We start from the raw sequence: 16256 nt of genomic DNA on the forward strand, positions 1-16256 counted from the left end.
TAACTCTCAGATTTGACCTGAAGTTTTCCCTAATTCTGGTGGGTATCATGAAAAAAACATGCTGGATAAAACATTTCAACTGGCTATAATTCCTCAACCATTCATAGGTGGATATGAACATGATTAATTTGAAAGCAGTTATCCCGGTAGCAGGCCTGGGGATGCACTTACTCCCTGCCACCAAGGCCATCCCGAAGGAGATGCTACCGATCGTCGACAAGCCGATGATTCAGTACATCGTCGACGAAGTGGTTGCTGCAGGGATCAAAGAAATCGTCCTGGTTACTCACTCTTCCAAAAACGCGGTTGAGAACCACTTCGACACCTCATATGAACTTGAATCTCTGCTGGAGCAGCGCGTAAAACGCCAGCTGCTTGCTGAAGTAAAGTCTATCTGCCCGCCGGGCGTGACGATTATGAACGTTCGCCAGGCGCAACCCCTGGGGCTGGGGCACTCTATTCTGTGCGCGCGTCCGATCGTCGGGGATAACCCGTTCGTGGTGGCGCTGCCGGATATCGTTATCGACGGCGCGACCGCCGACCCGCTGCGCTATAACCTGGCGGCCATGGTGGCGCGTTTCCACGAAACCGGCCGCAGCCAGGTGCTGGCGAAGCATATGCCGGGAGACCTGACCGAATACTCGGTTATCCAGACCAAAGAGCCGCTGGATAATGAAGGGAAAGTGAGCCGTATCGTCGAGTTTATCGAAAAACCGGACCAGCCGCAGACGCTGGATTCCGACCTGATGGCGGTGGGCCGCTACGTGCTCTCCGGCGATATCTGGGCAGAGCTTGAGCGCACCGAACCGGGCGCCTGGGGCCGCATTCAGCTGACCGACGCGATTGCCGAGCTGGCGAAAAAGCAGTCCGTTGATGCGATGCTGATGACCGGCGAAGCGTACGACTGCGGTAAGAAGATGGGCTACATGCAGGCCTTCGTGCAGTATGGGTTACGCAACCTGAAGGAAGGCGCGAAGTTCAGGAAGAGCATCGAAAAGCTGTTGTCTGAGTCGCGGACATAAGACTTAAATAAAATTACAACGAATGGCAGTTGGGAACGAAGGTATGCACGCGGTGCATAAGATTTTTCTCACTGCCATTTTTTATTTTTAGCGATAAATCAATTAGTAACGCTCTTTCAGGAAGGTTGAATCTCGATGAAAGTTATAAGATTTTTCCTTGTTTTCAAGGGCGTTTAAGAAGAAAATAGCTCGCGGTATTACTCGAAAATCAATCGATATCGGTTGTGCCCAGATAAATACGGATGCTGACGTCTCTGATTGCAGCAAGCAGTACACTGGTAGCTGTAGAGCCAGGGGCGGTAGCATGCATGCTTTTCAGGTATATTCGAAGTAAAATTCTTGCAGCATATTCTCTTCAATGTGTGTCTTTATAGATTAATAGTGGAAGATATCGTGAAAATACTTGTAACTGGTGGCGCAGGCTTTATTGGATCTGCAGTTGTTCGACATATTATAAAAAATACAACTGATACAGTAATCAATGTTGATAAACTGACCTACGCAGGTAATTTGGAATCTCTCACAGAAATCGAGAATAGTGAACGCTATGGCTTTGAACAAGTTGATATCTGTGATAGAGCTGAGATGGAACGAGTATTTAATGAATACCAGCCAGATGCCATAATGCATCTGGCTGCGGAAAGTCATGTAGACCGTTCAATTACAGGCTCTGCTGTTTTTATCGAGACAAATATAATAGGCACTTATAATTTGCTTGAGGTTGCCAGAAACTATTGGTCTACTCTGGAGGGGGCAAGAAAATCAGCATTTCGTTTTCATCATATTTCTACGGATGAGGTTTATGGTGACTTACCCCATCCGGATGAGATAGCTGAGGGCGAGACTTTACCGTTGTTCACGGAACAAACCGCATACGCGCCGAGCAGCCCTTATTCATCTTCAAAAGCATCCAGCGACCATCTCGTCCGTGCATGGCATCGTACCTACAACTTACCTATCGTTGTAACTAATTGCTCAAATAATTATGGCCCTTATCATTTCCCTGAGAAACTAATTCCAGTTACTATTCTTAACGCTTTAGCCGGAAAACCTCTGCCGGTATACGGCAATGGCACACAAATCCGTGATTGGTTGTATGTCGAAGATCATGCCCGAGCATTGTATAAGGTAGTGACGGAGGGTGTAAATGGCGAAACCTACAATATAGGTGGGCACAATGAGCGTCGTAACATTGATGTAGTAAATACCATATGCGCTATTCTGGATAAAATTATCAGCAACAAACCAAATGGAATAAATAGTTTTTCTCAATTAATTACGCATGTGACTGATCGTCCTGGTCACGACCTGAGATATGCTATTGATGCAAGCAAAATTAAAAATGAATTAGGTTGGATACCGCTTGAAACGTTTGAAACTGGGATCGAAAAAACTGTGGTTTGGTATCTAAATAATAAAGAATGGTGGCAACGAGTAATGGATGGCTCCTACAGCAGTGGGCATAATGGACTGGCAGAGTAATTAAGGATATATGATGAAAGGTATAGTTTTAGCTGGTGGCTCTGGTACTCGTTTATATCCTATTACTCGAGGGATTTCAAAGCAATTATTGCCAATTTATGATAAGCCAATGATTTATTATCCTCTCTCAACATTAATGTTGGCTGGGGTCAAAGATATTTTGATTATCACAACCCCTGAGGATAACGAGTCATTCAAACGTTTGCTCGGAGATGGTAGCCATTTTGGAGTTAATCTTCAATATGAGATCCAGCCAAGTCCGGACGGGTTGGCACAAGCATTTTTGATTGGCGAGAAATTTATTGGCAAGGACAATGTGTGCCTGGTTTTAGGTGATAATATTTTCTATGGCCAGTCGTTTAGCAAATCTCTATCTCAAGCGGCAATGAAAACCTATGGTGCTACCGTTTTTGGCTATCAGGTGAAAGACCCTGAGAGGTTTGGTGTTGTCGAATTTGATTCGCAAATGTGTGCCGTTTCGATTGAGGAAAAACCAGCTAAACCTAAATCGAATTATGCAGTAACAGGATTATATTTTTATGATAATCGAGTTGTGGAGTTTGCTAAAAAAGTAAAACCATCCGAGCGTGGAGAGTTAGAAATTACGTCCATAAACGACATGTACCTCAAAGATGGGTCGTTGCATGTCGAGATTTTGGGGCGCGGATTTGCCTGGTTGGATACAGGAACACATGAAAGTTTGCATGAGGCGTCTTCATTCGTGCAAACAATCGAAAATGTTCAGGGACTGAAAGTTGCGTGTCTTGAGGAGATTGCATGGCGTAATGGTTGGTTGAGCGCTGAGCAAGTAAAAGAATTTGGTCTTACAATGAAAAAGAATGATTATGGCCAATATTTAATAAACTTGGTTGCTGATGAAGTTAGGAAAAAGTAATGAAAGTTTTACTAACAGGTTGTAACGGTCAGGTAGGTTATTGCTTAGCTGAGCAATTAAAAAAAATATCCAATGTTGAGCTTTTGGCATTTGATAAAGAGCAATTGGACATTGTTGACACAGAACAGGTCAACAATATTGTTTCAGAAAAAAAACCAGACATAATCATCAATGCTGCCGCATATACTGCTGTTGATAAAGCAGAAGCAGAATCACAGTTGGCATATTCTATAAATCATATTGGTGCGAAGAATCTTGCTGAAGCGGCTACAAAAGTAGGTGCACTATTAATTCACATCTCTACGGATTACGTTTTTCCGGGTACAAAAGAAGGTCTCTATACTGAGTCTGACCAGACTGGGCCCGTTTCAGTATATGGAAGAAGTAAACTTGATGGTGAAAATGCAATAATAGCCTCATGCGCAAAATATATTATCATCCGAACTGCTTGGGTTTTTGGAGAGCATGGACATAATTTTGTAAAAACTATGTTACGGCTCGCCAAAACAAATAAACAATTGAAAGTGGTCTCCGATCAGCAGGGTGGACCAACCTACGCAGGCGATATCGCAAAAGCAATTGTAGCAATCGCTGTTAAGTTCATGAAGGAGGAGACCGTAGCCTATGGTCTGTATCACTATTCTGGACTACCGCATGTCACATGGAGTGATTTTGCCAGAGAAATATTTAATAAAGCAAAAGATAAAAATGTGCTTGCTGATATACCCCAAGTAATTGATATTGCGACTACCGATTATCCGACACCTGCACAGCGTCCGAAAAATTCGAAATTAAATACGGAGCGGATTACTCAAGAGTTTGATATTCAGGCCAGCGATTGGCAGATCGCATTGAATTCAATTGCAGATTATAAGAGTTAAATTCAAATGAAAGTAATTAATACGCAGCTTGAAGAAGTCAAAATTATTGAACCCACCGTTTTTGGTGATGATCGCGGGTTCTTTATGGAGACCTGGAACCAGAAAAAATTTGAAGAACTGGTGACTAATGGTGTTTCCACAAAATTTGTACAAGATAATCATTCAAAGTCTAAGAAAGGAATCTTACGTGGGTTACATTTTCAAAGCGAAAATACCCAAGGTAAGCTTGTCCGTGTCGGTGTTGGTGCCGTATTTGATGTGGCCGTTGACGTCCGTAAAAACTCACCTACATTAGGTAAATGGGTGGGGGTTGAGCTATCGGCTGAAAACAAAAGACAGTTGTGGGTTCCTGAAGGATTTGCTCACGGTTTTTATGTATTAAGCGATACAGCAGAGTTTATTTATAAGTGCACAGATTTTTATAATCCTAAAGCTGAACATTCCATCATTTGGAATGACCCTGCTATCGGAGTTGATTGGCCGCTTGATGAAACAGTACCTTTGATACTGTCTGAAAAAGACATGAATGGTGTTACATTAAAGATGTTTTTAGAATTATAAGGCTTGTGTATGAGCAGCACGAATGTAAAAGATTTGGTTTTTCAGATAGCAAAAAGAAATATATATTTAAAATATAAGGGATCTATTCTTGGGGTTTTTTGGAGCTTTTTAAACCCCTTGTTTCTTCTCGCAGTATACACTTTCATTTTTGGATTTGCCTTCAAAACAAAATGGGGTGGAGAGTCGCTGGCAAGCTATCCCATTATTCTTTTTTCTGGTTTGATATTTCATTTTTTTATTATTGAATTACTATCCTCGAGTAGTCAGTTAATCAGCGGTAATGCTAACTATGTAAAAAAAGTTGTATTCCCGCTAGAAGTTCTTGTTATATCAAATTTTCTTTCACAAATTTTTAATTTACTTATTGGAGCGGCACTTTTATCGATTGCAGTTCTTGTTACTGGTGGGAATATATTTAAGGTGATCTTCGCATTAGTGATAGTGTTACCTCCGTTTATGATTTTAACTTTGGGAATATCATATCTTTTTAGTTCTCTTGGAGCATTTATTAAAGATATTACTCATGTTGTCAACTTGGCCTCGACTTTGTTTCTATTTGTGAGTCCAATTCTGTTTCCCATGAGTGTCTTTCCTGATGTGGTGAAATGGATTGTCTATCTGAACCCCGTCTCATTAGTTGTCATAGAGTATCGTGCTATTGCATTTCATGTGGAATCTTTCTCCGTCTACGGATATGCAGCATATTGTACAGCAGCTTTTGTAATTTTCCTTTTGGGACGTTGGGTATTTAACAGATTAAGCAGAGGGTTCGCTGATGTCGTGTGAAAACTTAATTGAAATAGACAATCTTACAAAAGAGTTTTTCCAGTACAAATCCCCATTTCATAATGTCTATAGTTTACTGACTAATACTAATAACGCAGAAATTGGGAAATTTACAGCTGTCAATAATGTCAGTTTTACAATCAAAAAAGGTGAAAGGGTTGGAATCGTTGGCGCTAATGGTGCAGGTAAATCTACTATACTTCAACTTATCGCCGGAACATTAAAAGCAACAAGAGGAACCATTAACGTTAATGGCCGAGTTGCTGCTTTGCTGGAGCTTGGTGCCGGCTTTAATCCAGAGTTTACAGGCATGGAGAATATATTTCTTTATGCTTCGCTCCTGGGTATTGACAAGGATGTTATTAAAACCCGCATTGATGATATCTGCAATTTTGCAGAAATTGGTGATTTCATCCAGCGCCCAGTTAAAACATATTCTAGCGGAATGTTTGTTCGCCTTGCATTTTCTGTTGCGATTAACGTTAATCCAGATATATTGATCGTAGATGAGGCATTATCTGTAGGTGATTACCTGTTCCAGACTAAATGCCATAGAGCATTTGAACTCTTTCAGGAAAGAGGAGGGACAGTACTATTTGTATCGCACGATTTAACTGCTGTACGGAATACGTGCGATCGTGCAATTCTCATCGATAAAGGATGTCTCTTACTAGATGATAAACCTGATGTTGTTGTTAATTCGTATATGGAATTGATGAAAACAAAGGAAATACAATGGCTCAAAAGTCAGGATATATTACGTTCGGAATATCGGTTTGGTACTGGAGGAGGGAAGGTTAGTGAAGTCATCGTGTGTACGGAAAACGCTGATGATGTTGCTGAAGTTAACGCTGGTGAGGATCTCATCTTTAAAATCACTCTGGAATTAACAATTGAATTTAATAATCCAATATTCACACTGGCATTAAGAAATACTTCAGGGATTGACGTTTGGGGGTTCAATAACAAAAATATGGGGTTAAGCATTAGCCCTGGAAAAGGAAAGCGAACCATTACCGTCAAGGTACCCAATCATTTAGCTGTTGGGGCATATACGATCAATGCTGGCTTGGCTGATACTCTTCACAATAGTTCATATGAAGAGCACGACCATCGTTGGGGTATGAAAATTCTTAGCGTAGTCGGTAGCACTAAAACATTTGGCTTTATAAATATGAATCCAAGAATACTCCAGTATGAGGATTCGATTAATGACGACTAAGAGTGATACACTAATTTATCCAAAAGCTGAAGATTTAGTTATTAAGAAAACTTCGATTGACGACAATTTTATCCATAGTTTAATGTCTCGATATCAATTTGCTTCCCGGCAATTAACAAAAGATATGACAGTATTGAACTGTGGTGATGCTTCGGGAGTAGGACATAACTACTTATCCTCTTGCTGTGAAAAGATTTTTGACTACGTCCCAGATTTTACTGAATGCGGAGATAATGTAAACTTCCCTACTGACATTATTAGTCCTGACGCAATAGTTCTATTAAATTTAGAGCAATATCATCAATCTTTGCTCAATCGATTAATCCCTGAATTAGCAAAGTTATTAAAAAGCGATGGACAGCTAATAATATCATTCGCAACCGATAGCGCAGTTACTTTACTACTTAAACAACACTTTTATCATCTTGATATTTATATTCAAAATCAAGAGCTCTTTCATCGCACGGATGACCCTATTGAATGGGGTAATGTAATTGCTATTTGCCAATATCCTATTAGAAGTAACCTACCTGATAATTATAGCAAACCTCACGAGACAAAATATGAGACTTGTATAATGAATGATAATGGATTTCAGTCATCTATTTCTATATCAGCACAAGTTGCAGAAAGTGTTATTTATAAACCAACGTTTAATGATGGAATTTATATCTTTAGCGATGGTGTCCAAATTCGGGACAACGCTGTTCTGGAAAACCATAATCGTGGGAGACTTGTTATTGGGAAAAATACAGTAATAGGATACAACTGTTGGCTAAATGCAACGGGTGATATTGAAATTGGCTCGGATACGCTAATTGGTGCAAACACTATTATTACGTCATCATCGCATCATTTTAAGGATAATGTTCCAGTTTCTGAACAAGGGATGTCTTTCAAGAAAGTTACTATTGGTTCAAATGTCTGGATTGGTAGCAATGTTTCGATCCTAGAAGGTGTTGTCATTGGTGATAATTCCGTGATTGGGGCTGGTGTGGTAGTAAAAGAAAATATTCCTCCTAATACAATTATAAAGGCTGGTTCTACTGTAGTTATAGAAAAAATTAAAAAGAATACAGTATTATTCTATTTACTTCCGTTTATGATACGAGGCAGCGCTTTAACATTTGAATGCATCTATGAAAAATATAGGATTTTAGCTGCATCTTTTGCGGCACAAGATTGGAATATTGTTTTTGTAGCTACCGATGAGTTAGCAAAAAAAATATCTAATGATGGTTGGTTTACGATCTCCCCACAAGCCTACAATATCTCATATGATGATGGGATTTGGTTCGAACGGTGGAAGAGAACTCTCCTAACTCAGTATGATGAAATGCATAGCTTATTTGTCACTAACATACTTGAAGATATTAATCCTGAAATTGTTTTTTGTTGGAATTTCGATGGGATTCTAAAGAATATTTGTAGTGAAAAAGCTATAGCGGCATACTTCAATGAATTGGGATTATCACGGTCACCCAATCCACTTATTTACTACAGCGACGCCTCTGGAGTAAATGCCACTAGTAACCTGAAAAACTTTTGGCGACAGTTTAATAATTTTACATTGTCTGAGAATGAAAAAACAATAGCGCGGTTAACTTTAGGAGAGGTAAAGGCTAATTATGTAATTCGCGATGAAAGAAAAGCGGAAATACATAAAGCGCTTTCTTTATCGAATAAGAAAACCGTATTGATAGCATTGCAAGTAGAAGATGATTCAAATATAGTTGCGGGCTCAAAATTCACGTCAATGCAGCAATTTGTTGACCTCTGTTTACGATTTAAGCGCGATGACCTGCAGTTTATTATTAAGAAACATCCCGGCGATAAAAATTGCAGTTTATATGTCAAAGATTATCCAATAGTTGTTGATGAGTTTTCTACATGTGAATTGATAGCCATCTCAGATCATGTATTCACGATTAACTCTTCTGTTGGTTTTGAAGCATTGCTAGCTGGAAAAACAATATTTACATTTGGCAACGCACCATACTGTGTTGATGATTTAGTGAATGATTTCTCAGCGTTCGAAGAGGATTCAATGATCCCTGTCATCGAAGAAAAGAGAATTGATCCCGACTTGCTGCATAAGTTTGTATATCTTACATATCATAACTACTTTCTCTCAGAACAAAAATTCTTTAACGCAGAGTTTCATATTCGTCGGCATTTACTGCAAAAAATAAATCATTTCTCCGGCACTCAATACTTTTTCGATAGTGGTTCTTATTTTAAAGATAGGGAGATTCAGGTTAATAGATATCAAAATAAAGTCCTTCAGAACACTATTCGGAATTATGAAGCTTGGGTTGAGCAATTAAAAGAAACTGAGCGGAGGGCTATCGAGGTTTCAGAGTGGGCGCAGATGCTGAATACGAAACTTCAAAAGTATGAGCGGATATTTAACAATCCACTTACACGGAAAATAGCTGCTATTAGAAATGCGTTTTTTAAAAAATGAAGAATTGTAGGAAAAATATGATGAAGGCCAAAATAAAAAATACGCTTCGCCCTATCTACTATAAAATGTCACCAAAATCACGTGATAGGGTAAAAAAAGCGTATCAATTCGCTCGCGGAATCAAGTTAGATGACCCGAGCGCTGAATCTGAAAGTAAGATACAACCAGTTGTAAGAGGTGATATTTCATGTCTGCATCAAATGAAGCGTAGCAAGGATGGGCATGATCTGTTAATTTTTCCGGTAATTGATTGGGAGTTTCGAGTCCAGAGGCCACAGCATTTGGCCAGAGAATTAGGGGCGCTTGGTTCTCGAGTTATTTATTTTACGACCACCTTCCATGTAAGCACTCATCCTGGTTTTTCCATAGTGCGAAGCCCTTGTGAAAATGTTGTGATATGCAAACTGCATATTAATGATAATAATGTTAATATTTATAAAGATAAATTGTCAGATAAACAAATCGCCTTTTTGACTCAAGGTGTTTGTCTGGCTAGACAAGCATTTGGATTTGGTTATACCAGCTCTATTATTAATCTACCTTTTTGGCGGAAAGTAGCAGAGTCTTGTTCATCAAACCATATTATTTATGATTGCATGGATCATCATGCTGGGTTTGAAAATAATGATCCTGATATGTTGCGGGAGGAAGAAACCCTCCTTAAGTCGTCCGATTTGGTAGTCACTACGGCGCAGCGCTTATCTGAAACAATATCGGAACATCGCGAAAATGTGATTATAAGAAATGGCTGCGAAGTGGAATTTTTTTCCAGGAAAACCTCTCTCCATTTTATTGAGAAAAAGAGACCTGTTGTCGGCTATTATGGTGCGATAGCTGAATGGTTTGATCTGGATTTGCTGATTGAGGCAGCAAATGCATATCCAAATTACGATTTTGTAATGATTGGTGCTGAAACATGTGATGTTTCTCTGGCTAAAAAAGTTGAGAATATTCACTTTTTAGGTGAGATTCCGTATGAGCAGCTTACCTCTTACCTCCAGGATTTCGATGTTTGCTTAATTCCTTTCAAGCTTATAGAGTTAACGCTTTGCACCAACCCGGTAAAGGTATATGAATATCTTGCTGCAGGTAAACCGGTGGTTTGTACGGCTATGCCGGAAGTGAAAGCTATCAATGATGTTGTTCACGTTGCTGATTCGTCAATGGAGTTTATTGAACTTATCAACGTAGCAATGGATGAATCAAAAAATGATAAACTCTGTGATGCTCGAAAAGCATGGGCAAAGAATCATGACTGGAGAAGTCGAGCTCAACAACTTCTCAATGAAATCATAAAGCTTGATATCAAGAAGCCAAAAGTTAGTATTATTGTTCTTACATTCAATAATCTTCATCTCACTAAAGAGTGCCTATTTAGTATTGAGAGAAATACTGAGTACGATAATTACGAAGTTATTATCGTTGATAATCTTTCAACAGATAATACTAGGGCATATCTGCAGCAGCATTATGAGGGTAAGAAAGGCTATAAAGTTATACTGAATGACGATAACGTCGGTTTTGCTGCAGGAAATAATGTCGGTCTTGAGTACGCAACGGGCCAAATACTGGTTGTGCTGAACAATGATACCTACGTTTCACCATTCTGGCTGGGAGCGTTAGTTAAGGCATTTAAACGGTACCCCGATATGGGGCTTCTGGGACCTGTTACGAATAACATCGGAAACGAGTCAAAGATTAAGATTAGCTACCAGAGCTGGTCGGAGATGCAAGTCAAATCTCTTAGATATATTACTAGTCATGCAAATGAAATTTATCCAATGGCTTGTCTCGCATTTTTCTGCGCGGCAATGCGAAGAGAAGTTTATGAGAAGGTTGGGGGCCTTTCTCTCGACTATGGGTTGGGGTTCTTTGAGGATGATGATTACTGCAAACGTGTTGATCAAGCCGGTTGGGGTATGGCAGCGGTAGAAGATTCTTTTGTACATCATCACCTTTCTGCAAGCTTTAACAAGCTTAAAAATAATCAAAAAGAGTTGCTGATGCAAAAAAATCAAGCGGTCTTTGAAAGCAAGTGGGGAAAATGGAAACCGCATAGCTATAGACCAGGGGTGTATTAAGAATGATAGTGGTTTACTTATCACCTGTTAATTGGGATAGCATTGCACAGCGGCCTCATTTTTTTGCAGATTTCATGGCTGGGCGTGATGTGGAAAAGGTAGTCTGGGTTGATCCCCTTCCTTCCAGATTTCCAAAGTACTCTGATATCAGAACCAAAATCATTGGTGTGGAATCAAAGAGTATTCTAAAACATGATAAAATTGATGTTATAAGAGTTGGTAATGTTATACCTATTGAGCCATTAAATATTCTATATAAGGTTATAAACTGGTTAACTATATATGGATTTATAAAGAAATTAAAGCAAATAATTGGTAAGCATAATACTATTTTAGTAGTTGGAAAGCCAAGCGTGTTAAGCCTTGAGGTTATTCGCCATATTAAGTTTAACTGTATTATTGCTGATGTGATGGATGATTATCCACATTTCTTTACAGGGAGTACCAGAAAGAGCGTCTCCCATCTTCTAAATATGTTATTAAGTAAGGCTAACGTTTCTATGTTTTCCTCTGAAGGGCTGCTTAATAAATTTGGAGCTAGCGCTAAAGAAACCTGTCTGGTCAGAAACGCATGTTCAGAGAGTTTTTATTCCAATATGCGGAAGATTAGAGATACAAAGTGCAATGGCATTGAAAGTGGCATAACTTATGGCTATATTGGTAGTGTTGCAAAGTGGTTTGACTGGGAATTTATATCAACCCTTGCTGAGAATCGACCAGATGCCAGAATCGTTATTGTCGGTCCACTGTATGTACGACCTGATTACATTCCGGATAATGTAGTCATTAGACCAGCCATTGACCATAAAGATGTTCCCCAGCTAATGAGTACATTTACTTATGGACTCATTCCGTTCCATACTAATGAACTTACAGAATCTGTAGATCCCGTGAAATATTATGAATATGTAGCAGCGGGCATACCTGTTATCTCCACTAAATTTGGAGAGATGAGGTGGAGGGTTGAAAGCGGACTTGCTGTTACTCTCGAACAGCATTTAGCTGGTGTTGAACCTCTAGTAGAAAGGCCAATCTTTTGGGAGGATAGATTCAACATTCTAACTGAAGGATATTTGGGTGTTAAAAAATTTTAAGATTTATTCAGTAATAGGGATTATAAATACTGGATTACATTGGATTATTTTTTTTCTCTGTGGAAGTTTAGGCCTTTTACAGGCATATAGCAATTTGGTTGCATTTGCTATTGCCTCCACATTTTCCTATTTTATGAACTCTACGTTCAATTTTAAGAAAAAAGCAAATAGGGTCGGGTACTTTTTGTTCATTCTGGGGCTAGGCTCGATCAGTTTCTTAATAGGTGCCTTGGCAGATACGTTTCTCATAAATAAAATTATTACTTTAGTTATTTTTTCTGGTGTGAGTTTAATTCTGGGCTTTATCTACTCAAAATATATAGTGTTCAAATAATTATGAAAAAAACATCATTGATTGTTCCTGTTTTTAATGAAGAAGATGCAATTCCGCTTTTCTATCAGGCAATAAGAAGTGATGAATTTTTGTCAAAGATGAACATTGAAATCATGTTTGTCAATGATGGTAGCACTGATGCGACTGAGGACATAGCTCGTCAGATTATTTCAAATGATAATCGTATAGTATTGGTGAATTTATCTCGCAATTTTGGCAAGGAGAAGGCCCTGTTTGCAGGTCTATGTACCGTTGATGCTGATTTCATTGTACCAATTGATGTTGACCTCCAGGATCCCATTGAATTAATCGAAGTCATGTTTGATATGTTGTTGGACGGATCCTTTGACATTATTCTTGCTAAACGATCTGACAGGAGCAGTGATTCTTTTCTTAAAAGGAAAACCGCTGAGCTATTCTACAAAACACATAATAAGCTATCGGATGTAAAACTCGAGGCAAATGTAGGTGATTTTCGGATAATGCGGAAGCAGGTTGTTCAATCAATTACGAAAATGTCTGAATCTCAGCTTTTCATGAAAGGAATATTCTCTTGGGTAGGATTTAGAGCCGGAATTGTAGAATACAAACGATGTTCGCGAGTTGCTGGAAATAGCAAATTCAATAGTTGGAAGCTTTGGAATTTAGCAGTTGAAGGCATTACTTCATTTAGTATAGCACCACTGAAAGTTTGGATTTACTTAGGTGCGGCGATATCTTTATTCTCTTTTCTTTATGCCGCTAATTTAATAATATCAAAACTGTTTTTTGGGAACCCAGTTGCTGGCTATCCATCAATTATGGTTGCTATTTTATTTTTGGGTGGCATCCAATTGATTGGAATAGGTGTCTTGGGTGAGTATCTCGGGCGTTGTTACATGGAAAGTAAGCAAAGGCCAAAATTTATTATTAGAAATATAATCCGTAATCAGGATGAGAAGAATGATGCCAGTAAATAAAATTGCAATTATCATTGCTTTTGGCATAATAGCAAATATTGGTTTGTTCATGAACGCTGGCTATTTCAGTCATGATGAAATAGGTTGGGGGATAAGAGCTATCTCAGCTAACAATCTAATGGAGATAAAGTATTTCCATTTGCTTGACTATAATAAATTTCACTACCGCCCTCTAAATTTTAATATATGGCTAGCATCTAGTTATTATCTTTATGAAGTGCCTCAACTGTTTCATTTTTTCTTACTTTTGTGTGGCTTAGTTAATGCAATTCTTTTTTATTTTATTATCAAATATTTCGCTTATGAAAATGTAGCATTTCTCAGTGCAATGATCAGTACAGTAATGCCATCTATTGTTTTTGTTAATGGTTGGATTGGCACGATTGCTGATATATTTTGGTTTATGTGCTGCAGTCTCTCATTTTTCTTGTTTTTAGCATCAAATGCCAGTCGGAATAATAGTAAATATCTATTTTTTATAAGTGCATCTATATTTTTTATAGTTTCATTAATGTTTAAAGAAACTGCGGTTATCTACCCAGCGGTTATATTTTTATCCCTCGCGTATAATTTTCTATTAAACAGTGACAAGCGTTACATTTTAGACCGTTGGGGAGTCAATTTTTTTTTAGTGTGTTCTTTGGTTGTTATTACTTATCTTGTATTACGATTTGAATATTTATTTCCTAAACAAGGTGGCTATGGTACATCGTTAAGTAATTTTCCAGGTAGAGCTTTAGAATATTTTATATTTCCATTTTTACTTGACAATATAGAAATTCACGGATTATTTGAGCAGTATGATAGAACCCAACTCATTATTTCTGCTGCGCTTCATGTCTTCTTTATCGTTTTGCTCTGCCGTGGTTCTTTTTTAAAGTATTTGTTTTATATCGCACTTTATTATGTAGGGGCAATACCTGTTCTCATATTAGATATGAGCTTACCACATTATATCTACACATCCGGCTTTGTTCTTGCTTTTGGTATTGCCGTTCTTTATTACCGTAATGGTATCGATAGGCTACTCAGTGTAGTATTCTTTTCTCTCCTATTTACCCATAGTGTTTACCTGCAAAAAAACTATGTAGATTCTGGTAGCTATCAAAATAATTTTGTAAATACACTATACTCAGTTATAAGTAGTACCAAAAATGAACATTGCCAGTATCTTATTGAACCAGCATTTGGTAGTAAAGTATGGATCGCGATACGAGCAATATCATTTCGTAAAACCATTGATGACTTGACATTACCAAAAGACATTATTTTCAACAAAAATGTATTAAATACAATGGATCATAAAAGAGTGTGCAACCTTTTTCTAGATGTTGATGGTAGAGTTAAATTGACAGGGGTAAGTGATGAGAAGTAATAATCGTTTTTTCAACATCATCTCCCTTGATGAGGCTATAAATTCGAAGTCTGATATTTTTTCTTTTGTTAGACTTTTTGCTGCATTACTTGTTATGTATGCACATTCATATCATATATTCGGTTTAGGTGCGGACCCACTATCAAGTAAGGTTGGAATCTATTCTGGAACATTAGCTGTCTATATTTTTTTTACGATAAGTGGTTTTTTTATTTTCCAAAGTGCAATTAAAAGAACTATTTATGAATATACGATCGCCAGGGTGACAAGAATATTCCCTGCATTGGTTATCGCAAATATAGTAACAATTTTTTTCATAATACCGATATCATCAGAAGTCAACTTTTTTTCATTCGTATTTTCGGATTCTTCATGGACTTATATTAAAGTAAATTCATTGTTGGATTCTCTCGTATTTACTCTTCCTGATATTTTCTCAAATAACCCAGATCATGCAATTAATGGCTCCCTTTGGACACTGCCTGTTGAGGTGCGTGCATATATAATGGCCGTGATTGTTGTCGTTATAGGGATAACATCAACACCTGGAAGATATAATGCTTGTCTTTTCATTGTATTAATTATTAATTCGATTCATCCAGGTTTTGTACAGTCATTACTTCCAATTCCTGGCGCTGTTGGTTTGTTTTACTTCTTCTGTATTGGAGGAGCTTTATATATTAACAGGCAATACATACCTATTTCTCCATTTTTGTGTGTTGTTATTGCGAGCGTTTTATTCTTTTATAGGGCGAAAATAAATCCACAAGTAATGCCATTTTTAATCGGATATGTTGTAATTTCAGCGGGCTATGCATTTGGGATGATAAGATTTTTAAAACTCAAGCATGATTACTCATACGGTTTTTATCTATATGCTTATCCAATATCCCAAATGAGTTTTTCGCTGTTTGGCCAGACTGGCTTTTTTGCTTATTTTTCATTTATTTGTATTGCAACAGCTGCGGCTGCTTTTTTTTCGTGGCATTGTGTTGAAAAGCCTATAACTCAATTGACAAGAGCAAAAATTATTCCCAGTATTGCCTCAGTGGCAGTGAGATTCAATATGATTAATTTACGAGAGAGATCATAAGCGT

General features: G+C 38.1%; 14 protein-coding genes. All 14 read left to right on the forward strand.

Going from position 1 to position 16256, the window contains the following annotated elements:
- The first annotated feature begins 119 nt into the window (after nucleotides 1-119).
- The 14 genes from galF to ENTCL_RS22850 all read left to right on the forward strand — a co-directional run bounded on the left by galF (nucleotide 120) and on the right by ENTCL_RS22850 (nucleotide 16252).
- Nucleotides 120-1022 (forward strand): GalU regulator GalF, encoded by a 903-nt coding sequence (gene galF / locus ENTCL_RS08205; RefSeq protein ID WP_044611922.1) that lies wholly within the window; start codon nucleotides 120-122, stop codon nucleotides 1020-1022.
- Nucleotides 1023-1415: 393 nt separating this feature from the next.
- A complete protein-coding gene (gene rfbB / locus ENTCL_RS22845; protein ID WP_013365653.1) occupies nucleotides 1416-2504 on the forward strand; it encodes a dTDP-glucose 4,6-dehydratase in 1089 nt (362 codons plus the stop codon).
- A gap of 13 nt (nucleotides 2505-2517) precedes the next feature.
- Nucleotides 2518-3399 carry a glucose-1-phosphate thymidylyltransferase RfbA gene (gene rfbA, locus ENTCL_RS08220; RefSeq protein WP_013365654.1) on the forward strand — a complete coding sequence of 294 codons (882 nt, stop codon included), beginning with the start codon at nucleotides 2518-2520 and terminating at the stop codon, nucleotides 3397-3399.
- A complete protein-coding gene (gene rfbD / locus ENTCL_RS08225) occupies nucleotides 3399-4280 on the forward strand; it encodes a dTDP-4-dehydrorhamnose reductase (RefSeq protein ID WP_013365655.1) in 882 nt (293 codons plus the stop codon). Before rfbA ends, rfbD begins: the two co-directional genes overlap by 1 nt.
- A 6-nt stretch (nucleotides 4281-4286) precedes the next feature.
- Entirely contained in the window at nucleotides 4287-4841 is a 555-nt protein-coding gene (gene rfbC, locus ENTCL_RS08230; RefSeq protein WP_013365656.1) for a dTDP-4-dehydrorhamnose 3,5-epimerase, read from the forward strand.
- A 9-nt stretch (nucleotides 4842-4850) separates the two neighbouring features.
- Nucleotides 4851-5627 carry an ABC transporter permease gene (locus tag ENTCL_RS08235; protein WP_013365657.1) on the forward strand — a complete coding sequence of 259 codons (777 nt, stop codon included), beginning with the start codon at nucleotides 4851-4853 and terminating at the stop codon, nucleotides 5625-5627.
- Nucleotides 5617-6849 carry an ABC transporter ATP-binding protein gene (locus tag ENTCL_RS08240; RefSeq protein ID WP_013365658.1) on the forward strand — a complete coding sequence of 411 codons (1233 nt, stop codon included), beginning with the start codon at nucleotides 5617-5619 and terminating at the stop codon, nucleotides 6847-6849. The genes ENTCL_RS08235 and ENTCL_RS08240 overlap by 11 nt, the downstream gene beginning before the upstream one ends.
- Nucleotides 6839-9316 (forward strand): capsular polysaccharide export protein, LipB/KpsS family, encoded by a 2478-nt coding sequence (locus ENTCL_RS24120; protein ID WP_013365659.1) that lies wholly within the window; start codon nucleotides 6839-6841, stop codon nucleotides 9314-9316. The genes ENTCL_RS08240 and ENTCL_RS24120 overlap by 11 nt, the downstream gene beginning before the upstream one ends.
- Before the next feature lie 17 nt (nucleotides 9317-9333).
- Nucleotides 9334-11397, forward strand: coding sequence for a glycosyltransferase (locus tag ENTCL_RS23885; protein WP_013365660.1), 2064 nt, complete (start codon nucleotides 9334-9336; stop codon nucleotides 11395-11397).
- Between the two features lie 2 nt (nucleotides 11398-11399).
- Nucleotides 11400-12491, forward strand: coding sequence for a glycosyltransferase family protein (locus ENTCL_RS08255; RefSeq protein ID WP_013365661.1), 1092 nt, complete (start codon nucleotides 11400-11402; stop codon nucleotides 12489-12491).
- Nucleotides 12475-12825 carry a GtrA family protein gene (locus tag ENTCL_RS08260; protein ID WP_013365662.1) on the forward strand — a complete coding sequence of 117 codons (351 nt, stop codon included), beginning with the start codon at nucleotides 12475-12477 and terminating at the stop codon, nucleotides 12823-12825. The genes ENTCL_RS08255 and ENTCL_RS08260 overlap by 17 nt, the downstream gene beginning before the upstream one ends.
- Before the next feature lie 2 nt (nucleotides 12826-12827).
- Nucleotides 12828-13784, forward strand: a complete 957-nt coding sequence (locus ENTCL_RS08265; protein WP_013365663.1) for a glycosyltransferase family 2 protein — start codon at nucleotides 12828-12830, stop codon at nucleotides 13782-13784.
- Nucleotides 13768-15159, forward strand: coding sequence for a glycosyltransferase family 39 protein (locus ENTCL_RS08270; RefSeq protein WP_013365664.1), 1392 nt, complete (start codon nucleotides 13768-13770; stop codon nucleotides 15157-15159). The genes ENTCL_RS08265 and ENTCL_RS08270 overlap by 17 nt, the downstream gene beginning before the upstream one ends.
- Nucleotides 15149-16252, forward strand: coding sequence for an acyltransferase family protein (locus ENTCL_RS22850; RefSeq protein ID WP_013365665.1), 1104 nt, complete (start codon nucleotides 15149-15151; stop codon nucleotides 16250-16252). The genes ENTCL_RS08270 and ENTCL_RS22850 overlap by 11 nt, the downstream gene beginning before the upstream one ends.
- Nucleotides 16253-16256 lie beyond the last annotated feature (4 nt).

The sequence above is a fragment of the [Enterobacter] lignolyticus SCF1 genome (genome assembly GCF_000164865.1).
Taxonomy (GTDB): domain Bacteria; phylum Pseudomonadota; class Gammaproteobacteria; order Enterobacterales; family Enterobacteriaceae; genus Enterobacter_B; species Enterobacter_B lignolyticus.